2 protein-coding genes and 1 pseudogene are annotated in these 5,089 nt (G+C 38.1%); 2 read left to right on the forward strand and 1 reads right to left on the reverse strand.

Annotation, left to right across the window (positions count from 1 at the left end; translation table 11 throughout):
* Positions 1-443 precede the first annotated feature (443 nt).
* The gene (locus GPK83_RS09430; protein ID WP_215704631.1) at positions 444-1,307 is read right to left on the reverse strand and encodes an AraC family transcriptional regulator; all 864 of its coding nucleotides are present in this window, start codon (positions 1,305-1,307) and stop codon (positions 444-446) included.
* A gap of 199 nt (positions 1,308-1,506) precedes the next feature.
* Here GPK83_RS09430 and GPK83_RS09435 point away from each other — a divergent pair, with 199 nt between their 5' ends.
* Together GPK83_RS09435 and GPK83_RS09440 are read left to right on the forward strand one after the other, a co-directional pair.
* On the forward strand, positions 1,507-4,545 hold the full coding sequence (locus GPK83_RS09435; RefSeq protein WP_215704632.1) for a glycoside hydrolase family 2 TIM barrel-domain containing protein: 3,039 nt from the start codon (positions 1,507-1,509) through the stop codon (positions 4,543-4,545).
* A gap of 48 nt (positions 4,546-4,593) precedes the next feature.
* A pseudogene (locus GPK83_RS09440) lies at positions 4,594-5,010 on the forward strand (MFS transporter); the annotation flags it as partial.
* Between the last annotated feature and the right edge of the window lie 79 nt (positions 5,011-5,089).

A 5,089-nucleotide genomic window follows, 5' to 3' on the forward strand; every position in this document is an offset into this window, starting at 1 on the left:
TTATCAAAAAAACAGGGATTCTTTGCGGTTTTTACAAGTTTTTAAACGTTTTATTTGAAATAGCACAATAGGTTAAATTAAATTTTTACTTAGATAGTTTACATAATATAATTATGTCAATCAAAAGTAAAAAATTTTGTACTTTATAGTTAGGGGTTAATAAATGGCTTAGATACAAGGATTATAGCATAAAGTACAAAACCGATAAGCAAACTGGTTTTTCCGTTGCCAGCCAACTGTCCGGCACCCGAAGTCCGGAGAGAAATTCGGATTTTATGTGTCAGTCTACATGATAGGCATATAGCCCATCTACTAACTATAGCATACACAGAATATCTAAATTATGCAACGAATTTATGAAGCAACTTGTGATAAGAAAACTAGGAATGTAACATTTTTAATCCTCTTTTTAGATAAATTGGATTCTTATAATATTATGGTTTTCAGAACTTATTTCTTATCTTTTGGTATTCTCTAGGTGAATATCCTTTTAGCTTGTGGAAGAGTCGGCTGAAATAAAGCTGGTTATCATACCCGACAATCTTAGAAATCTCATTGATGGAATAAGTTGTTGTTTCAAGTAAAATCTGAGCATTGGTGATTCGGATTCCTACAATAAATTGCATTGGTGTGGAACCAGTGAATTTTTTGAAATTTCGGATAAACCAGCTGACACTCATCCCTCGTGAGGCAGCATAATCGTCAATATTGATATTCTGATGATAGTTTTCACTGAAAAAGGTAACAGCGATATCCATCTCATGATCAAGATATTCATTTTTTGATATGTGCGCTCTAGTCAGTTCCCGGTGAAAGCTAATTAAAAGATGGCGTAGCAAAAGGACAAGCATTTCCTCATAATTATCCTGACAGCGTTGGAGTTCGATGATAATACGTTTGAAAATCCGTTCATATTCGTTAGATGAACCAACTTGAAAGATACGTCCTTTATCTGGAAATCCATATTGGCGTAAGATATTTTTCACATCGCTTCCTGTGAAGTGAATCCAGTATACTTCTGTCTTATCTTCTCCATAATATTCATATTTCTGAAGTTCTTTCGGTCTGTAGAGTACAAAGTTACCGGCAGGAACAATCGTTTCGTTATCTACATTATCAAAATGGAAATGTACACAACCAGCAGTGATATATATAATCTGATAATCCAGACGTCCTCTCGGACGGTAGGTGGGAAGCTTGGGAAGGCTGGAAAGACGATAAGTACCACAGCTTCCTACAATCAGTGGACGACTTTTGTCTTTAAAATCCATATGTGAGTGGTTCAAATAACCGGCGTTCATATACACAGGACGTCACCTCTTTTCATGCTTTTTATTATTGTATCATTTAGTGCATGTTTTGTCCAATCTAATTCATAGACATATTTTGCGGATTAGGATAATCTATATTTAGAAAACAAAGAAACGTAAGAATAAAAGGAAAGGATCAGATTTTCTGTGGGAGAACAAAGAGCAAAAAAGTATATGTATTGGAGGAGAGCTATTTATGATTGTACCGCGTTATTATGAGAATTTAAGTGTATTGCATGAAAACACAATGCCAGCCAGAGCCTATTATATTCCGGCATCCAAAAGAATGGATAACCTGGTGGAACACAGAGAAGAATCAGATCGTATGCAGTTATTGAATGGAACTTGGAAATTCCAGTATTTTAACAGCATTTATGACATCCAGGATTCTTTCTTTGAGAAGGATTATGATACGGAACACTTTGATGTGATTCAGGTTCCGAGTGTATGGCAGATGGCAGGATATGATGTGCATCAGTATACAAACATCCGGTATCCGTTTCCGTTTGATCCGCCATACGTGCCGCAGGATATTCCGTGTGGAGCTTATGTACATACTTTTGATTACAGCAGAGATGAGAAAGCATCAAGAGCCTTTTTGAACTTTGAAGGGGTAGACAGTTGCTTTTATGTATGGATCAATGGCTCTTACGTTGGATACAGTCAGGTTTCACATATGACCAGTGAGTTTGACATTACCGATGTACTTCAGGATGGAACGAATACCGTGACAGTTTTAGTAATGAAGTGGTGTGATGGTTCTTATCTGGAAGATCAGGACAAATTCCGTATGAGTGGTATTTTCCGAGATGTGTATATTTTAAAACGTCCGGAACAGGCAATCAGCGATTATCATATAAAAACAAAAATTGAGGATATGATTGCAAAAGTAGAACTTGACATGAAATTTTACTTCCCAGTAAATGTAAAGATTTCGATTGAAGACAGAAACGGAGCAGTTGTAGCAGTAGGAAGTATTGCCGAAGAAGGAGCTGCAGTTTTAGAAATTGCTAGTCCGGAACTTTGGAATACAGAAAATCCATATCTGTATAAATTGATTCTTGAGACAGAAAATGAAGTAATCGTAGATCATATTGCACTCAGAAAGATAGAGATTAAAGATCAGATTATTTACTTAAATGGACAGAAGATTAAATTCCGTGGAGTCAATCGTCATGATTCTGATCCGGTTACTGGGTTTACGATCAGCCGGGAACAGATTATAACGGATCTTACGTTAATGAAACAGCATAATTTTAATGCGATCCGTTCCAGCCACTATCCGAATGTACCATTTTTCTATGAAATGTGTGACAAGTATGGATTTATGGTGATAGATGAAGCAGATATTGAGGCTCATGGACCATTTATGCTCTACAGAAAAGAAGACACCGATTATAACCGGTTCAAGCGGTGGAATGAAAAGATTGCTGATGACCCGGTATGGGAAGATGCAATCGTTGATCGTGTGAAACTCATGGTGGAACGTGATAAAAACCGTTTTTGTATTGTCATGTGGTCAATGGGAAATGAGAGCGCATATGGTTGTAACTTTGAAAAAGCATTGGAATGGACAAAAAAATTTGATCCAGACCGTATCACCCAATATGAGAGTGCAAGATATCGTAATTACGATAAAACATATGATTACAGCAATCTGGATGTGTACAGCCGTATGTATCCAGCTCTTTCTGAGATTCAGGAATATCTGGACAAGGATGGAAGCAAACCATTCCTTTTGGTAGAGTACTGTCACAGTATGGGAAATGGTCCTGGAGATTTTGAAGATTATTTCCAGATGATCCAGGATAACGATAAAATGTGCGGCGGCTTTGTTTGGGAATGGTGTGACCATGCGATTGCTCATGGGACTGCTGAGAATGGAAAGGCAATCTACGCTTACGGAGGCGATCATGGCGAAGAAATCCATGATGGTAATTTCTGCATGGATGGATTAGTATATCCGGACAGAACGGTGCACACAGGGCTTTTGGAATACAAGAATGTTTATCGTCCGGCAAGAGTTATTTCCTATAACAAAGAAAGCGGAGAACTGGTACTTCATAACTACATGGATTTTGATGACTTGAAAGATTATGTGAAGATCAATTATGAACTGACACAGGACGGGCTTGTAATCAGCAAAGGTAAACTTTCAGAAGTTTCAGCGGCACCACACAGTGAAGGAAAAATAGACCTTAAAATCAATGTGCCAGAGAGTGGAAAATGTTATTTAAAATTTATTTACCATCTGAAAAAGAAATTGCCACTGCTGGATGAAAACTGTATTCTTGGATTTGATGAAATTGAGGTAAGCAAAGATGATGCAAAATGTAAACTTGCAGAGAAATGGCTACAAAAAACAGCAGTGGACTCTGAACTACAGGTAAATGAAAATGATACACAGATTCATATCAAGGGGCGTGAATTTGCTTATACCATAGACAAACGTACTGCACTCTTTACAGAGATGAAATTCGCAGGGCGGGAATACCTGAACCATCCGATGGAATTAAATATTTGGAGAGCTCCAACAGATAACGATATGTACATTAAGTCTGAATGGAAGAAAGCACATTATGATAGGGCTTATACAAGAGCCTATACGACAGAGGTCGTGCAGGGAAGACATGGGGTAAAGATTATAAGCCATGCTTCTGTTGTGGCAAAAACAGTACAGAAGATTCTTGACGTGATGATTGCATGGAAAATTGATGACATTGGACGGATTGATGCAGATATTGCAGTAACAAAAGATGATGAGTTCCCGGATCTGCCGAGATTTGGTGTGAGAATGTTTCTGGACAAGAAACTTACAGATGCCAGATACTTTGGAATGGGACCACAGGAAAGCTATCGCGATAAGCATCAGGCTGCGAGTCATGGCCTGTATCGGGCAAATGTTGGTGACCTGCATGAGGATTATATCCGCCCACAGGAAAATGGTAGTCATTATGATTGTGAATATGTAGAACTTAACAACAGCCGATATGGCATTGTGGTATCTGCGGAAAACGCTTTCTCATTTAATGCTTCTTATTATACACAGGAAGAACTTGAGAAGAAAACGCATAATTATGAATTGACAGAATCAGATAGTGTAGTATTTTGTGTTGATTATGCATTAAATGGAATTGGCTCTAATAGTTGTGGCCCGGTTGTATTGGATCAGTACCGATTTGATGATGTATTGTTCCGGTTCCAGTTTACTCTGGTACCGTATGTAAAGGGGTAATAACATTTCAGGTGACCTGTAAACAAGGAAGGAGAGTATGGTTGTCTTATGGGAGAAAAAAAGTATTTAAAATGGTATAACAAAATTGGATATGGTTCAGGTGATATTGCAGGTAATGTAGTCTATGCATTCCTGACCTCCTTCATGATGCCCTATCTGACAGACTCAGTAGGACTTGCTGCAGGTGTCGTAGGTACCCTGATTGCCGTATCAAAACTATTTGATGGTTTCACGGATATATTTTTTGGATCAATGATTGACAAAACACACAGTAAAATGGGAAAAGCAAAGCCATGGATGCTATACGGATATATTGGCTGCGCCATTACATTAGTCTGCTGTTTTGCGGTACCAGTCAGCTTGGGGACGACTGCTAAATATGCATGGTTCTTTATCTCTTATACACTGTTAAATGGTGTGTTTTATACAGCAAACAATATTGCTTACTCAGCACTTACGTCACTGTGAATATTACGGGTACTTTTACACCACTTGTCCGGATTGAGGAAACCATTGTTCCGGATTGATGGAAACCGCTCTTCCG

This window comes from Clostridium sp. MCC328 (assembly GCF_018785465.1).
Taxonomy (GTDB): Bacteria; Bacillota; Clostridia; order Lachnospirales; family Lachnospiraceae; genus Pilosibacter; species Pilosibacter fragilis.

Bases quoted from the DNA above. Each gene is read 5' to 3' on its own strand.
- GPK83_RS09435 (WP_215704632.1), top strand. From the start codon at position 1,507: ATGATTGTACCGCGTTATTATGAGAATTTAAGTGTATTGCATGAAAAC.